The organism is Aminobacter sp. Piv2-1 (genome assembly GCF_037625995.1).
GTDB lineage: Bacteria > Pseudomonadota > Alphaproteobacteria > Rhizobiales > Rhizobiaceae > Aminobacter.
The window spans coordinates 109,826-123,691 of the sequence record NZ_JARKMU010000003.1; the positions used below are offsets into that span (position 1 = coordinate 109,826).

General features: G+C 66.9%; 15 protein-coding genes. 7 read left to right on the forward strand and 8 right to left on the reverse strand.

Annotated elements, in window-relative coordinates; translation table 11 throughout:
* Positions 1–1,398 carry an NAD(P)(+) transhydrogenase (Re/Si-specific) subunit beta gene (locus AmiPiv_RS06765; protein WP_340036571.1) on the forward strand — a complete coding sequence of 466 codons (1,398 nt, stop codon included), beginning with the start codon at positions 1–3 and terminating at the stop codon, positions 1,396–1,398.
* A 270-nt stretch (positions 1,399–1,668) separates the two neighbouring features.
* On the opposite strand, the gene AmiPiv_RS06770 is transcribed toward AmiPiv_RS06765, so the two are convergent.
* The 5 genes from AmiPiv_RS06770 to rpsU form a co-directional block, all read right to left on the reverse strand.
* Positions 1,669–2,301 (reverse strand): LysE family translocator, encoded by a 633-nt coding sequence (locus AmiPiv_RS06770; RefSeq protein WP_340036572.1) that lies wholly within the window; start codon positions 2,299–2,301, stop codon positions 1,669–1,671.
* 106 nt (positions 2,302–2,407) lie between these two features.
* A complete protein-coding gene (locus tag AmiPiv_RS06775) occupies positions 2,408–2,611 on the reverse strand; it encodes a hypothetical protein (protein WP_340036573.1) in 204 nt (67 codons plus the stop codon).
* A 227-nt stretch (positions 2,612–2,838) separates the two neighbouring features.
* On the reverse strand, positions 2,839–3,318 hold the full coding sequence (locus tag AmiPiv_RS06780) for a DUF992 domain-containing protein (RefSeq protein ID WP_340036574.1): 480 nt from the start codon (positions 3,316–3,318) through the stop codon (positions 2,839–2,841).
* 108 nt (positions 3,319–3,426) lie between these two features.
* Positions 3,427–4,278 (reverse strand): tetratricopeptide repeat protein, encoded by an 852-nt coding sequence (locus AmiPiv_RS06785; protein ID WP_340036575.1) that lies wholly within the window; start codon positions 4,276–4,278, stop codon positions 3,427–3,429.
* Between the two features lie 135 nt (positions 4,279–4,413).
* Positions 4,414–4,668 carry a 30S ribosomal protein S21 gene (gene rpsU, locus AmiPiv_RS06790; protein WP_340036576.1) on the reverse strand — a complete coding sequence of 85 codons (255 nt, stop codon included), beginning with the start codon at positions 4,666–4,668 and terminating at the stop codon, positions 4,414–4,416.
* A gap of 401 nt (positions 4,669–5,069) precedes the next feature.
* On the opposite strand from rpsU, the gene AmiPiv_RS06795 reads away from it, so the two are divergent.
* From AmiPiv_RS06795 to AmiPiv_RS06820, 6 genes are all read left to right on the forward strand, one after another.
* Complete coding sequence (locus tag AmiPiv_RS06795) at positions 5,070–6,278, forward strand: MFS transporter (protein ID WP_340036577.1); 1,209 nt, start codon at positions 5,070–5,072, stop codon at positions 6,276–6,278.
* 189 nt (positions 6,279–6,467) lie between these two features.
* The gene (locus tag AmiPiv_RS06800; RefSeq protein WP_340036578.1) at positions 6,468–7,721 is read left to right on the forward strand and encodes a sarcosine oxidase subunit beta; all 1,254 of its coding nucleotides are present in this window, start codon (positions 6,468–6,470) and stop codon (positions 7,719–7,721) included.
* A 16-nt stretch (positions 7,722–7,737) separates the two neighbouring features.
* Positions 7,738–8,118, forward strand: coding sequence for a sarcosine oxidase subunit delta (locus AmiPiv_RS06805; protein ID WP_340036579.1), 381 nt, complete (start codon positions 7,738–7,740; stop codon positions 8,116–8,118).
* Positions 8,118–11,111 (forward strand): sarcosine oxidase subunit alpha, encoded by a 2,994-nt coding sequence (locus AmiPiv_RS06810; protein ID WP_340036580.1) that lies wholly within the window; start codon positions 8,118–8,120, stop codon positions 11,109–11,111. Before AmiPiv_RS06805 ends, AmiPiv_RS06810 begins: the two co-directional genes overlap by 1 nt.
* Positions 11,104–11,655 (forward strand): sarcosine oxidase subunit gamma, encoded by a 552-nt coding sequence (locus AmiPiv_RS06815; RefSeq protein WP_340036581.1) that lies wholly within the window; start codon positions 11,104–11,106, stop codon positions 11,653–11,655. Before AmiPiv_RS06810 ends, AmiPiv_RS06815 begins: the two co-directional genes overlap by 8 nt.
* 105 nt (positions 11,656–11,760) lie before the next feature.
* Positions 11,761–11,991, forward strand: coding sequence for a hypothetical protein (locus AmiPiv_RS06820; RefSeq protein ID WP_340036582.1), 231 nt, complete (start codon positions 11,761–11,763; stop codon positions 11,989–11,991).
* A 192-nt stretch (positions 11,992–12,183) separates the two neighbouring features.
* On the opposite strand, the gene AmiPiv_RS06825 is transcribed toward AmiPiv_RS06820, so the two are convergent.
* From AmiPiv_RS06825 to AmiPiv_RS06835, 3 genes are all read right to left on the reverse strand, one after another.
* Positions 12,184–12,429 carry a DUF680 domain-containing protein gene (locus tag AmiPiv_RS06825; RefSeq protein WP_340036583.1) on the reverse strand — a complete coding sequence of 82 codons (246 nt, stop codon included), beginning with the start codon at positions 12,427–12,429 and terminating at the stop codon, positions 12,184–12,186.
* Between the two features lie 160 nt (positions 12,430–12,589).
* Positions 12,590–13,249, reverse strand: coding sequence for a TetR/AcrR family transcriptional regulator (locus tag AmiPiv_RS06830; RefSeq protein WP_340036584.1), 660 nt, complete (start codon positions 13,247–13,249; stop codon positions 12,590–12,592).
* A 118-nt stretch (positions 13,250–13,367) separates the two neighbouring features.
* Positions 13,368–13,853 carry a MaoC family dehydratase gene (locus AmiPiv_RS06835; RefSeq protein ID WP_340036585.1) on the reverse strand — a complete coding sequence of 162 codons (486 nt, stop codon included), beginning with the start codon at positions 13,851–13,853 and terminating at the stop codon, positions 13,368–13,370.
* Between the last annotated feature and the right edge of the window lie 13 nt (positions 13,854–13,866).

The following is a 13,866-nucleotide window of genomic DNA, read 5'->3' on the forward strand; positions in this document are numbered from 1 at the left end:
GTGAACGTGAACCTCGCTTCCTTCCTCTACCTGGTCTCGGGCATCCTGTTCATCCTGGCGCTGCGCGGCCTGTCGCACCCGACCACCAGCCGCAAGGGCAACACCTACGGCATGATCGGCATGGGCATCGCCATCGTCACCACGCTGGCGCTGGCCAAGCCGTCGCTGGGCGGCCTCGGCCTGATCGTGCTCGGGCTGGCCATCGGCGGCGGCGTCGGCGCGGTCACCGCGCGGCGCATCGCCATGACCTCGATGCCGCAGCTGGTGGCCGCCTTCCACAGCCTCGTCGGCATGGCCGCCGTGATGGTCGCGGCCGCCGCGATCTATGCGCCCGAAAGCTTCGGCATCGGTGCGGTCGGCGCCATCCACGGCCAGGCGCTAGTCGAGATGAGCCTCGGCGTTGCCATCGGCGCCATCACCTTCACCGGCTCGGTCATCGCCTTCCTCAAGCTCGACGGCCGCATGTCGGGCAAGCCGATCATGCTGCCGGCCCGCCACCTGATCAACGCCGCCCTGGGCGCATCCCTGGTCGTGCTGATCGTGCTGCTCGTCACCACCCAGTCGACCACCATCTTCTGGCTGATCGTGGCGCTGTCGCTCGTGCTCGGCGTGCTCTTGATCATCCCGATCGGCGGCGCCGACATGCCGGTGGTCGTCTCGATGCTCAACTCCTATTCGGGCTGGGCGGCGGCCGCACTCGGCTTCACGCTCGGCAACCTGGCGCTGATCATCACCGGTGCGCTGGTCGGCTCGTCGGGCGCGATCCTCAGCTACATCATGTGCAAGGGCATGAACCGCTCATTCATCTCGGTCATCCTCGGCGGCTTCGGCGGCGAGACGGCCGTGGCTGCTGACGACGGCATCCAGCGCACGGTCAAGACCGGTGCCGCCGACGATGCGGCCTACCTGATGATGAACGCCCAGAAGGTCATCATCGTGCCGGGCTACGGCATGGCGGTGGCCCAGGCCCAGCATGCGCTGCGCGAGATGGCCGACAAGCTCAAGGCCAACGGCGTCGAAGTCAAATACGCAATCCACCCGGTTGCCGGCCGCATGCCCGGCCACATGAACGTGCTCTTGGCCGAGGCCAACGTGCCCTACGACGAGGTGTTCGAGCTTGAGGACATCAACTCGGAGTTCGCCCAGGCCGACGTCGCCTACGTCATCGGCGCCAACGACGTGACCAACCCGTCGGCGCGCGACGACAAGAACTCGCCGATCTACGGCATGCCGATCCTCGACGTCGACAAGGCCCGCACCTGCCTGTTCGTCAAGCGCTCGCTCGGCTCCGGCTACGCCGGCATCGACAACACGCTGTTCTACAAGGACGGCACCATGATGCTGCTCGGCGACGCCAAGAAGATGACCGAGGAAATCGTCAAGGCCATGGATCACTGAGCCAAGCGCTCGGGGCCGCGGGCGTCGAAGCGACAACTCGCACATGCCAACAAAAAGCCCGGCTCATCGCCGGGCTTTTTTGCATTGGCAGAGGTCGTGCTTGCCCTAAGCACAGCGTCGCGCTGCGTCGCGCTGCCCCTCATCCGCCTGCCGGCACCTTCTCCCCGCAGGCGGGGAGAAGGAGGCCCCGGCCGCAACGCCGGCGCCCCCCTCTCCCCGTCCTTCACGGGGAGAGGGTAAGGGTGAGGGGCAGCTTGATCCCGCAGGAGATCATCTTTGCGCTTCCGTCGCCATCCTGACCGCAAGCCCCGCCAACACCGTTCCCATCAGCCAGCGCTGGATCTTCAGCCAGCCGGGGTTGCCGCTCAGGAACTGCGAGATCGACCCGGCGGTCAGCGCGATGATCGTGTTCACCGAAACGCTGATGCAAATCTGGATCGAGCCGAGCACCAGAAGCTGCGTCAGCACGTTGCCGGCCGCCGGGTCGATGAACTGCGGCAGCAGCGACAGGTAGAGCACCGCAACCTTGGGGTTGAACAGGTTGGTGAAGAAGCCCATGGCGAACAGCTTGCGCGGCCTGTCCCTGGGCAGCTCGCGCACATGGAACGGCGAGCGACCGCCGGGGCGGATCGCCTGCCACGCCAGCCACAAGAGATAGGCGGCGCCGGCGAAGCGGATCGCGTCATAGGCGTAGGGCACGGCAAGCACGAGCGCGGTGATGCCGAAGGCGGCGCACAGCATGTAGACGACGAAACCGAGCGCCACGCCACCGAGCGAGATCAGCCCGGCCCTGGGGCCCTGGCTGAGCGAGCGCGACACCAGGTAGATCATGTTGGGGCCGGGCGTCAGCACCATGCCGAGCGCAATGGCTGCGAAAGCAATCAGATTGGCCGTGTCCGGCATAAATCCCCCTCGAGCGAAACAGGTCGTCGACCTGAGGGTCGCATGTTTGTCTCGGAACGGAAGTTGGCGAAAGGGGCAGGACGGTGGCAGCGATTGCGACAGTATGTCAGCGGCGGTACGAGCACCAGCTGCGCGGGAGATGGTCCGGCCGCGCCATCTTCATACCGGCGGCAAGCGCGTCGTCGAGGCTGTCGGTGTAGTAGGCGGTGTCTTCGATGCCGCCAAAATGATTGACGCGAATCCTGTTGCCGCGCTTGCTGATCAGAATGCCGATGGTTCGAAGCTGGTCCTGAACTTCCCGGTACCGCATGATGTTCACCCGCCGCGCCAGCACGCGCGCCGAAGCTTCGACGCGCCGCTCAGGCCGGATGAACTGCTCCTTCCTCGACGGAGCCCACGTACATCTGAGACAGCTGATATTTGCGGTTTTGGCCGCCGATTGCAAGCGGCGGGCGGCAAAACAGGCGTTTGCCGCACCAGCGGCGCGAGCGCCGGTGCGACAGATATCGGGTCCTGGCGGATCCTGGCCGCTTGCGGCTACTTGGCCGCGGCACTCACCAATTGCAGCGCACCGACGGCGAGCGCCATGTTGAGGCCGGTCTGGGCCTGGACGCTGAGCGGCTGGAGCGCGATCGAGCGGCTCGATCCGCCGACCAGCACATGCGCTCCGAGGCCCACCGCCACGGTCGCCTCGGCGCTGGCGCCGACATAGTTGCCGGCCAGCACGTCGGGGGCGTAGACGTCCTTGCTGGGGGCCAGCACCAGCCATTGCATGACCGCGCCGGAAGTGGTGCCGATATCGATGCCGTATTTGTTGATCCGGCCCGAATAGCTTTCCGGCGCGCGGTTGCCGAACGACGGCTTGAAGGTGCAGTGCATGTCCTTGCTCGATCCGACGACGAAGCCGGCACCGCCGTTGACCGTGCAGGTGAGCATGCCCAGCTTCGCGCCGAACTGGGCGTGGGCCGGCAGCGAGAGCGGCAGAAGCGCCACTGCGGCAAGCAGCAGTTGTTTCATGGCTGGTCTCCTTTCACGGCAATAGCAACCGGTTCGCCGTCGAAAGGTTCCCGCAAAGCCGGCCTGGCTACAGCGGAATGGCGGCGGCAGGCTGGCCGCCGAAGCGCCTCAGGCGCCGCGCGTGCGCGCCAGGCCGTCGACCGCCGGCTTGTAGGTGGGGTCCAGGCGGACCGCCTCGGCGTAGGACTTGGCAGCCTTCGCCTTGTCGCCGCGGCGCTCGTAGATCAGCGCCTGGTTGGCCCAGCTCTCGGCGATCTTGCCGTCGAGCTTGATCGCCATGTTGAAGTCGGCGAAGGCGTTGTCCTCGTCGTTGGTGGCGAGATAGGAAAGGCCGCGGCCGTTGTAGGGTTCGGCCGAGTCCGGCGCCAGCGAGATCGCCTTGGAGAAATCCTCGATGGCGAAGGCGTGCTGGCCCTGCTGCTGGTAGATCAGGCCGCGATTGTGGTAGGCGCGCGGGTCGGTGGTGTCGAGCTGGATCGCCTTCTGGAAGTCGTTGAAGGCGTCCTGGGTGCGGCCGGCCTTGCGGTACAGGTTGCCGCGGCCGATATAGGCCGCGTCGTAGGAATCGTTCAGCTGGATGGCCTTGTTGTAGTCCGCCAGCGCCGCGGTCTGGTCGCCCATGAAGCGGTGGATCAAGGCGCGGTTGGAATAGGCCTGGTAGAAGTTCGGATTGAGCTGCAGCGCCCGGTCGAAATCCTGCAGCGCCTCGCGGTACTTGCCGCCGCGGCCATAGGCCGAGCCGCGCACGTTGTAGGTCTCGGGATCGTTCGGATTGCTCGAGATCACCGAGCTCAGCGATGCGATGTTTTCGGCCGAACCCTGCGCGGTGTCGATGCGGGTCAGCTCGCCGGCGGGGCCGGATGAGGACTGGCAGCCGGCGGCGGCCAGCGCCACAAGCACGAGAGCTGTCACGGCGCCTCCGCGCATGGAAGACTTGCGGCTGCTCGTGACTGCATTCATCGCTGGCGTCCCTCGCTTGCGCCCCGGCAGTTGGCGCTGCGTCCGGCAGGAATCCGGACAAAACAAAAAGGTGGCGGCGATGTCTAGTCGCCCCACCTCGTCGTTATCCTTCGAAAAGGACCAAAAATTGGCGGATCAACGCGCCGGACGGGCACCGGCGGCAGGAGCCGGACGCGGGGTGCTCGGCAGCAGGCCTTCACGCTGGGCGCGCTTGCGGGCCAGCTTGCGGGCGCGGCGGACGGCTTCGGCCTTCTCGCGGGCGCGCTTCTCGGACGGCTTCTCGTAGTGACCGCGCATCTTCATTTCACGGAAGATGCCTTCGCGCTGCATTTTCTTCTTCAGCGCGCGAAGCGCCTGGTCAACATTGTTGTCGCGGACGAGTACCTGCACGTGTGATCCTGTCTTTCGTGTTCGAAATCTGAAGGCTCCGGCAATAGCCAAAACGCCTCCGCGATGGGCTTCACCGCGAATTTGTGGGCGGCTGATAGCAGAATCGGGGCCGCTTGTCCACTGCAAAGCAGCATTTGCGCGGCCTGTGCGAAACGTGGAGCGGAGGCGTGGCCTCGCGCGCGCCGCCTGCCGTTCGGCTCGGCCGTGAAAGACGTTTCGCCGAGCGTCATACAAGAAGCCAGCGCCATGTGCTACGGCATCGCGCCCGGGCGGCTGTGCCCCGGCGCGTCGCGGCCGCGGCCGGCAACTGGCCCCCACAGTACCGCATCGTGCACCATGAAAGCAGCGTCGGGCAGGTCTATTGCAACCTGTCCGCCGAGAATGCCGCCCGGAGTTGCGCCGTGACCGACACCGTCTTGCCCGCCCGCTCGTCCACTGCCCAGGGAACGGTGTTCGCCATCCTGCTCGCGGTCAGCTTCAGCCACTTCCTCAACGACGTCATGCAGTCGCTGATCTCGTCGCTCTATCCGATGCTGAAGACGGACTACCGGCTCGACTTCTGGCAGATCGGCCTCTTGACCACGACCTTCCAGGTGACGGCGTCGCTGCTGCAGCCGGTCATCGGCATGTACACCGACAAGAAGCCGCTGCCGTTCTCATTGCCGATCGGCATGTGCCTGACGCTCATCGGCCTGCTCACCCTGGCCTTTGGCCGCAGCTATGAAATGCTTCTGGTCGGCGCGGCCTTCGTCGGGCTCGGCTCCGCCATCTTCCACCCGGAGTCGTCGCGCGTGGCGCGGCTTGCCTCCGGCGGGCGCTTCGGCCTCGCCCAGTCGCTGTTCCAGGTCGGCGGCAATTTCGGCTCGGCGCTCGGGCCGCTGCTGGCCGCCTTCATCGTCGTGCCTCTGGGGCAGGGCGGCATCGCCTGGTTCTCCATCGCCGCCATGGTCGGCATCGTCGTGCTCGTCCGCGTCAGCGTCTGGTACAGTCGCCACATCGCCCATGCTGCCAGGCGCGCGGTACCCACGCTGTTTCCGCCGCTGCCGCGCCGCAAGGTGCAGTCGGCGCTCGTCGTCCTCGCCATCCTCGTCCTTTCCAAGCAGGCCTACACGGCGAGCCTGTCGAGCTTCTACACCTTCTACGTCATCGAGAAGTTCGGCGTGTCGGTGCAGGAATCGCAATATCTGCTCTTCCTGTTCCTCGGCTCGGCCGCACTCGGCACCTTCCTCGGCGGTCCCATCGGCGACCGCTTCGGCGCCAAGACCGTGATCTGGTTCTCGATCCTCGGCGTGCTGCCCTTCACGCTGATGCTGCCCTATGCCGATCTGTTCTGGACCAAGGTGTTGACTGTGGTGATCGGCCTGGTCCTCGCCTCGGCGTTCTCGGCCATCGTCGTCTTCGCACAGGAACTGGTGCCGGGCCGCGTCGGCATGATCGCCGGCATCTTCTTCGGCTTCGCCTTCGGCATCGGCGGCATCGCCGCGGCCGTGCTCGGCGTGGTGGCCGACGTGCGCGGCATCGAATACGTCTTCGTCATCTGCTCGTATCTGCCGATGCTCGGCCTGCTCACGATCTTCCTGCCGAACATGAAGGCCGCGCGCGTCGCCTGACGGCCCCTTGCCGGCGCATGGCCCCGGCGGTCGCAATGCGGCGGCTGGCTGGCCGCCGGATACCTGCGGCATGAAGTGGCGGCGCAAAGCGGCAAGGGTCGTCGCAAACAGGGCAAGGGTGACATCAGCTTTTCGCTAGTGCTACACCTCGCGCTCTGACGCTTCCGGCATCTGCGAGGCCCTGAAAAAATGCGGAAATATTCGGTTTTTGCCATAGCCCGGGAGGCGATGCGCGGCCACAAGGGCTGGGAGGAGCAATGGTCCTCGCCCGAGCCGAAGAGCGAATACGACGTCATCATCGTCGGTGCCGGCGGCCACGGCCTCGCCACGGCCTATTATCTGGCCAAGGAGCACGGCATCACCAACGTGGCGGTGCTGGAGAAGGGCTGGCTCGGCGGCGGCAACACCGGCCGCAACACCACCATCATCCGCTCCAACTACCTCTATGACGAATCGGCCGGCATCTACGACCACGCCGTGAAGCTGTGGGACGGCCTCAGCCAGGACCTCAACTACAACGTCATGTATTCGGCGCGCGGCGTCATGATGCTGGCGCACAACGTGCATGACGTGCAGGTGCTGAAGCGCCACGTGCATGCCAACCGCCTCAACGGCATCGACAACGAGTGGTTGACGCCCGAGGAAGCCAAGGCCTACTGCCCGCCGCTCAACATCTCGGCCAGTGCCCGCTACCCGGTGGTGGGAGCGACGCTGCAGCGCCGCGGCGGCACCGCCCGCCACGACGCGGTCGCCTGGGGCTATGCCCGCGGCGCCTCCGACCGCGGCGTCCACATCATCCAGAACTGCGAAGTCACCGGCGTGCGTCGCACGGCCGACGGTCGCGTCTCCGGCGTCGAGACCTCGAAGGGCTTCATCGGCGCCAAGAAGGTCGGCGTCGTCGCCGCCGGCCACACCTCGGTCATCATGGACATGGCCGGCGTGCGCATGCCGCTCGAAAGCTATCCGCTGCAGGCGCTGGTGTCCGAGCCGGTCAAGCCGGTGTTCCCGTGCGTGGTCATGTCCAACACGGTGCACGCCTATATCTCGCAGTCCGACAAGGGCGAACTGGTCATCGGCGCCGGCACCGACCAGTACACTTCCTATTCGCAGACCGGCGGCCTGCACATCATCAACCACACGCTCGACGCCATCTGCGAGATGTTCCCCATGTTCACGCGCATGAAGATGCTGCGCTCCTGGGGCGGCATCGTCGACGTCACGCCGGACCGCTCGCCGATCCTGGCCAAGACGCCGGTGAAGGGGCTCTACGTCAACTGCGGCTGGGGCACGGGCGGCTTCAAGGCGACGCCCGGCTCGGGCAACGTCTTTGCCCACACCATCGCCCGCGACGAGCCGCACCCGATCAACGCGCCGTTCACGCTGGAGCGCTTCCGCACCGGCCGCCTGATCGACGAGGCGGCAGCCGCCGCCGTGGCGCACTGAATTCAGCGAGGGAAAAATGCTCCTGATCCATTGCCCTTATTGCGAGGAAGAGCGCCCCGAGCTCGAGTTCCGCAACGCCGGCGAGGCCCATATCGCCCGGCCGACCGACATCGCCGCGATCAGCGACGAGGACTTCGAGAAGTTCTTCTTCATCCGCTCGAACCCCAAGGGCGTCACCTTCGAGCGCTGGCGCCACGTCCATGGCTGCGCCCGCTTCTTCAACGCGGTGCGCGACTCGGTCTCCGACAAGTTCATGCTGACCTACAAGGCCGGCGAGCCGAGGCCTGACGTCTCGAAGCTCTCCGCCGAGGGCGGGCCCGCCGCCTGGGCCAACCGCCCGCCGGACCAGCTCAACGAAAAACCCACCAGCAAGCGCTCGACCAAGGGAGAGGCATGATGGCCGGTTCCTACCGCATTTCCGGCCAGGGCCGCCTGACGCCGGCCAAGACCGCGCGCTTCACCTTCGACGGCAAGGCGATGACCGGGCTCGCCGGCGACACCGTCGCCTCGGCGCTGCTCGCCAACGGCGTCCATCTCGTCGGCCGCTCGTTCAAGTATCACCGTCCGCGCGGCATCCTGTCGGCCGGCGCCGAAGAGCCCAACGCGCTGGTCACCGTCAGCCGCGACGCCGCGCGCAAGACGCCCAACGTGCGCGCCACCGTGCAGGAGCTCTATGACGGGCTCGACGTCGCCTCGCAGAACCGCTGGCCGTCGCTTTCCTTCGACGTCGGCGCGGTCAACGACCTCGCCTCGCCGTTCTTCTCGGCCGGCTTCTACTACAAGACCTTCATGTGGCCGAAGGCCGCCTGGAAGGACTTCTACGAGCCCAACATCCGCTCCGCGGCCGGCCTGGGCGTGGCGCCCGACCAGCCCGACCCCGACCACTATTCGTCGCGCTACGCCCATTGCGAGGTGCTGGTGCTCGGCGGCGGCGCCGCCGGCATCGCGGCCGCCCTTGCCGCGGCCGAAACCGGCGTTCGCGTCATCATCTGCGACGAGCAGGCCGAGTTCGGCGGCGCGCTGCGCTTCGAGAAGGGCGCGGTCATCGACGGCCAGGACGGCTGGGCCTGGGCCCAGGCTGCGGTGGCGAAGCTCGCCGCGATGGACAACGTCACGGTGCTGTCGCGCACCACGGCCTTCGGCTACTACGCCCAGAACTTCGTCGGCCTCACCGAGCGTGTCACCGACCATCTCGCCGATCCGGGCCGCGAGGCGCCGCGCGAACGGCTGTGGCAGGTCCGCGCCAGGCGCGTGGTCATCGCCACCGGCGCCATCGAGCGCCACATGGTGTTCGCCAACAACGACCGCCCCGGCGTCATGCTGGCGTCCGCGGCGCGCACCTTCCTCAACCACTACGGCGTCGCCGTCGGCCGCAATGTCGGCGTCTACACCGCCAACGATTCCGCCTATGCGGCCGCCGTCGACCTCAAGAAGGCCGGCGTCGGCATCGCGGCCATCGTCGACCTGCGCGACAACCCCGCCGGCCCGCTGGTCGACGAGGCGCGCGCTCTCGGCATCGAGGTCAACCACGGCCGCGCCGTCACCTCCGTCAACGGCCGCCAGCGCGTCACCTCCATGGTGGTGCAGGCCAAGGCCGGCGGCGCCGAGCGCACCATCGCCTGCGACGCGGTACTGATGTCGGCCGGCTGGACGCCGTCGGTGCACATGTTCTCGCAGTCGCGCGGCAAGGTCGCCTTCGACGACGCCACCAAGCGCTTCCTGCCCGGCACCTACGCCCAGGACTGCGTCTCGGTCGGCGCCTGCAACGGCTCGGGTTCGCTCGAGGACAGCGTCGCCCAGGCGCTCGAAGCCGGTGCCAGTGCCGCCCGCGAGGCTGGCGCCAAGTCCGCCATGGGCGTCGCGATCAAGGTCGAAGCCTCGGAAGGCTGGACCGGCGGCATGCTGGGCTCCGGCCCGGGCGCCGGCGCCGATACCACGGTCAAGGCCTTCGTCGACTTCCAGAACGACGTTACCGCCAAGGACATCCGTCAGGCGGTGCGCGAGGGCATGCGCTCGATCGAGCACGTCAAGCGCTTCACCACCAACGGCATGGCCACCGACCAGGGCAAGACCTCCAACATGCACGGTCTCGCCATCGCCGCCGAGGCGCTCAACAAGGACATCCCGCAGGTCGGCCTCACCACCTTCCGCGCGCCCTACACGCCGGTCACCTTCGGCGCCATCGTCAACCACTCGCGCCACGCGCTGTTCGACCCGACCCGCAAGACCCCGACCCACGCCTGGGCGGAAGGCCACGGCGCGGTTTTCGAGGACGTCGGCCAGTGGAAGCGCGCCTGGTACTTCCCGCGCTCGGGCGAGGACATGCATGCCGCCGTCAACCGCGAATGCGTGACGGTGCGCAAGACCGCCGGCCTGTTCGACGCCTCCACCCTCGGCAAGATCGAGGTGGTCGGCCCGGATGCCGCCAAATTCATGGAACTGCTCTACACCAACCCGTGGGAGAAGCTCGAGGTCGGCCGCTGCCGCTACGGCATCATGCTGCGCGAGGACGGCTTCATCTACGATGACGGCGTCGTCGGCCGCCTGGCGCAGGACCGCTTCCACGTCACCACGACCACGGGCGGTGCCGCCCGCGTCATGCACCACATGGAGGACTACCTCCAGACCGAGTTCCCGCATCTCGACGTCTGGCTGACCTCGGTCTCCGAGCAGTGGGCGGTGATCGCGGTGCAGGGGCCGAATTCGCGGAAGATCATCGAGCCGCTGCTCGAGGGCATCGACCTCTCCGACGAGGCCATGCCGCACATGTCGGTGCGCGCGGGCAAGATCTGCGGCGTGCCGACTAGGCTGTTCCGCATGTCGTTCACCGGCGACCGCGGCTTCGAGGTCAACGTGCCTGCCGACTACGGCCGCGCCGTCTGGGAGGCGCTGTGGGCGGAAGGCGAGAAGCACGGCGCCTGTGCCTACGGCACCGAGACGATGCACGTGCTGCGCGCCGAGAAGGGCTACATCATCGTCGGCCAGGACACCGACGGCACGGTCACGCCCAACGACGCCGGTCTCGACTGGGCCGTCGGCAAGAAGAAGGCCGACTTCGTCGGCATCCGCGGCATGGCGCGTCCCGATCTCGTCGCCAAGGGCCGCAGGCAGCTCGTCGGCCTCCGGACAAGGGAACCGGCGACGGTGCTGGAAGAGGGCGCGCAGATCGTCGAGAACCCCAAGCAGGCGATCCCGATGAAGATGATCGGTCACGTCACGTCGAGCTACTGGTCGGAGAACTGCGGCCGCTCCATCGCCATGGCGCTGGTGGCCGGCGGCCGCGACCGCATCGGCGAGACGCTCTACGTGCCGATGCCCGACCGGGTGATCGAGGTGGAAGTCACCGGCACCGTGTTCTTCGACGAGAAGGGAGATCGCCTCAATGGCTAAGGTCGCAACAGCCGTCAGGAACCCGGCCCACGCCGGCAAGAGCGTCGGCGGGCAGGGCGTGTCGCTCAACGTGCTGGAGCTGGCGAGCCGCATGTCGCTGCGCGCCCGCCCGGACGCGGTCGCAGCCCTTTCCAAGGCGCTCGGCGTGACCCTGCCGCAGAAGCCGAAGTCGTCGGCCGCCAAGGCCGGCCGCACCGTGCTCTGGCTCGGGCCGGACGAATGGCTGGTCATCGACGAGGCCGGCGGCAACCCGCTCGCCGACTGCGCCTCGGTCAAGGGCCTGCATTCGGCGGTCGACGTCTCCCACCGCAACGTGGCGATCGCCGTGACCGGTCCGAACGCGGCCGTCACGCTCAGCTCCGGCTGCCCGCAGGACCTGTCGCTCGCTGCCTTCCCGGTGGGTGCGGCCTCGCGCACCATCCTCGGCAAGGTCGAGATCGTGGTCCTGCGCACAGCCGAAGACGCCTTCCGCGTCGAATGCTGGCGCTCGTTCTCCGACTATGTCTGGGGCTTCCTGTCGGAGGCCGCGCGCGACGCCGGCTGAGCGTTCCGCCCACCGTTCCCGATATCTGCTGCTCACTTCGGCCCGGAACCTCCGGGCCGAGGCGCGCGTTTCATCGTCCCGTTCAGAGCAATGAGGACGAGCAATATGCCCAATCTTTCCCAGCCGAATGCCGGCCGCGTCCAGGGCCGGCGCCAGCGCCGCGCCCGGCGCAGCGACGAGCGGCCCAAGGACCAGCAGGTGCTTCAGCAGGAGCTGGACGAAGGCCTGGAAGACAGCTTCCCGGCAAGCGACCCGGTCTCGGTCACCGTGACCTCCATCCCGGGCGCGCCGGCCAAGCCGGCCGGCGAGAAAGACGCTGCACCGGGCAAGGGTTAGCGGTGCCTTGAAGCATCTCGTGTGGCTTCACCGGTGTCATGGCGGAGACCGGAGCGCGGTAGCCAAGGCGGGTCGACGCATCTCCGCCCTTCGTGCTGCCCAGCTCCGAGCAGAGAAAAAGCCGCCCAATATGGGCGGCTTCTAATTTAGCAAGCCAACTGTTTCAAGGGCGCCAACCTGTAGGTTGCTCCCTCAGTTGAACGTCGGCACGATCCAGGGGTTGATGTCTATGCCCATCCGCGGCTTTTGCGGCGCGTCGATGCTGTTCGTCGTCTGCGGTCCCCGGTCCTTGATCGATCCGGTCGGCGTGCAGTCGAGCTTCTGGCCCTTGTCGCTGCAGGCTGCGGGCGCCTGCGGCTTGGGCGTCCGAGCATCCTTTGCCGTCACCATGCCGGTCGCGGCGAGCATCGCCGCGAGCGCCAGAACTGTCCGTCTCATCATGCATCTCCGTAAGATTGATTTCGTACATGTACGGAATAGCTTACAGATACGGCCGCATCCTGCGTATTGCAAGAGGTATCGGCGTACGCGTACGGATTTATCGTCGTTCAGGCACTGAATGCTGCCCGGCGCGCCCCGGCCCCAAAAGGTGAGCCTCCTAGCAGCGGTCGGGTTCGTCGGTGAGTGGCTCTTGTTCGCCTGCCGCAAGTCCGGCAAGGGCGAGATCGCCAATTCGCATCACATAGGCTTTGGGATCGCCGAACGGATAGAAGGGAAACGTGATCAGCAGCGAGATCGCCCCATGCGCCACGGTCCACAGCGCCGTGGCCATGGCGCAGGCGTCGCCCTTCAGTCTGCCCGCCGAGATGCAGGCCTCGACACGTTCCATGATCACCTGGAACGCCGGGTTGCCGCTTTCCATCTCGGCGAAAGTCTTGCCGACCGGCGGCTTCTGCTTTTCCGTCATGAACACGGTGCGGTATTCGTTCGGGTTGTCGAGCCCGAACGCGGCATATTCGGCGAGCGCTGCGCGCACCGCCTCGAGCGGGTCGTCCGGCCGGTTGCGGCGCATCCGCCGAGCCAGGTCGGCGAAGGCATCCTCGGCAAGCGCCATCAGGATCTCTTGCTTGTCGGCGAAGTATGAATAGACCGACATCGGCGCGTAGCCGACCTTGGTGGCGAGCTTGCGTATGGTGAGACCTTCGTAGCCTTCTTCGCGCACCAGCGCGTGAGCTGCCGCCACCAGTTCGGCCCTCAGTTCGGCCCGCTGGAGCTCACGTCGGTTTGCGGCACTGCTCGGCACGTCTACGCCTACCATTCACCCACTCGAGGGGAAAAGTCTATATCCGGGTCCAACGGGCGGCAAGGCAGCGGCCATAGCTCGTCCGTACTAGACAATGCGCGCCGGCCGGAACTGCGCCGGGCAGGCGGGGGGCTCAGGCGGTCTCGCGCTTGGGTTCGACGAAGGTCATCGTCAGCCAGCGGGCGGTCAGCGCCGGCTTCTTCGCATTCTCGATCTCGATGGTCACGTCATGCGTCGCCTGGATCCAGCCCGAGGGACGGATCTTGAGGCCGGACAGCACGAAGCGGGTGCGGATGCGCGAGCCGGTCTTGACGGGTGCGACGAACTTCAGCTCCTCGAAGCCCTGGTTGATGCCCATGCTGCCGCCCTCGACCGAAGGAAGGGTCTCGTAGGTCATGGCCGAGAGCAGCGACAGCGTCAGGAAGCCGTGCGCGATGGTGCCGCCGAAGGGCGTTTCGGCAGCCGCCCGGTCGGGATCGCAATGGATGAACTGGTGGTCGTCGGTGGCGTCGGCGAACTGGTCGATCATCCGCTGGGTGACGGTGCGCCAGGGCGAAACGCCGACTTCCCTTCCCAGGCTCGCCTCAAGTTCGTTCATCGTGATCGGTTTCAGGCCCATGGCATCCCGTCCT